The organism is Oleiphilus sp. HI0128 (assembly GCF_001635365.1).
In genome coordinates this window covers 1-1505 of the sequence record NZ_LWGG01001172.1, presented here as the reverse complement: position 1 = coordinate 1505, position 1505 = coordinate 1, and the positions used below count along the sequence as shown (strand labels likewise).

General features: G+C 48.4%; 2 protein-coding genes. One reads left to right on the top strand and one right to left on the bottom strand.

Translation table 11 applies throughout. From position 1 onward, the window contains the following. Window positions 1–20: 20 nt before the first annotated feature. Window positions 21–395 (bottom strand): hypothetical protein, encoded by a 375-nt coding sequence (locus A3763_RS19795; protein WP_068760387.1) that lies wholly within the window; start codon window positions 393–395, stop codon window positions 21–23. Between the two features lie 110 nt (window positions 396–505). Here A3763_RS19795 and A3763_RS19790 point away from each other — a divergent pair. Beyond that, window positions 506–1505, top strand: a 1000-nt coding sequence (locus A3763_RS19790) for a DEAD/DEAH box helicase (protein ID WP_369823144.1), incomplete at its 3' end; no start/stop codon positions are given.

Here is a 1505-nt window from a genome sequence, read left to right as displayed (position 1 = left end):
TTCACAAGGGCTTTGCTCATCTATCCAACTATCATCATTCTGGTGATAGACACTGCTACTGGAACAAAGATCAATCGCTTTAAGCGCTTCGGATTAGGAAGCATCGTAAGCGTGTTTTCTAAACCCGTGACATAGGTATCACGATAAGCCTGTTCGGTGCGCTGGGAAGGCGTCAGGCAATAAATCAGGTAATCAACACCATCAGTCAGGACTTGTGAAAACACCTCTTCTAAACTCGATGCCTCTCGAACATCTGCAGCAAGATAATGAATGTCATCCTGAGACATTTGAGGTCTTCGGCGTAAACCAAAAACTTGAAAGTCACTTGAAAGCCTCTTCGCTACGCGCCCACCGATTTTACCGCAACCGACTATCAAAACCTTCTTACCTTGCATAGCGCCAAGCCTTTTCTATATGATTTGTCGCTAGTATAAAACGAAGTACTCTAAAAGACATTCGTAGATGCATGGAAGTACCTGCACTCACACAAAAGGGTTAAATCGGCATGGCAGCGCTGGAGGAAATAGAGCTTACGCAGTTAAAAGGTGTGGGCGCCAAACTGGCTGAAACACTTTCCAAGCTCGATATTCACAACATGCAGGACCTACTCTTCCACCTGCCTTTTCGTTACGAAGACCGAACTCGTATTCACTCTGCAGCCTCGCTTCGCCCCGGCATGCAAGGCTTGTTTGAAGTGGAAGTGCTCGGTAGTAGAGTCGTTCATGGAAGAAGGCGTAGTCTAGAAGTCAAAGTAAAAGACGCCAGCGGCACCGTTACACTGCGTTTTTATCACTTCAGCGCAGCTCAAGCCCGGCAACTTCAAAAAGGTACCTACCTGCGTTGCTATGGTGAGGCCAGGCTTGGAAAGCTGGGAATAGAATTCTATCACCCTGAGTACAATATCATCACAGGGGACGAGAAGAATACCGCACCCGAAACTTTAACTCCGGTTTATCCCTTAACCGAAGGAATTCAACAAGCAAGACTCCGTGCAATCTGTCGTCAAGCGCTTGGCTGGCTGGATCGCTGCGATGTCCGCGATCTACTGCCGCCTAGCATTCGAAAAGCCTACCAGCTACCGGAACTTAAACATGCACTAAGTTACTTACATGCTCCACCAACCGAAGCCGACCAACTCGCTTTGCTAGAAGGGCGGCATTTATGTCAGCAACGCCTTATTGTTGAAGAATTACTCGGGCATCACTTAAGTCTGTTAAAACTCCGCAAAGGCGTACAAAGTCACCAAGCCTTGCCTTGCCAGAATAATAGCCAGCTAGGCACTCAACTGCTTGAGCAGCTCCCCTTTGAACTAACCGGTGCACAAAAAAAAGTGTGCAGCGACGTCGACCATGACCTAGGCCAAGCCTTCCCCATGCTACGATTGGTACAAGGCGATGTCGGCTCAGGTAAGACCATCGTTGCGGCCTTGGCAGCCTTAAAGGTTGTAGAGTCGGGTGCTCAAGTCGCTTTAATGGCTCCCACTGAAATTCTTGCCGAGCAACATC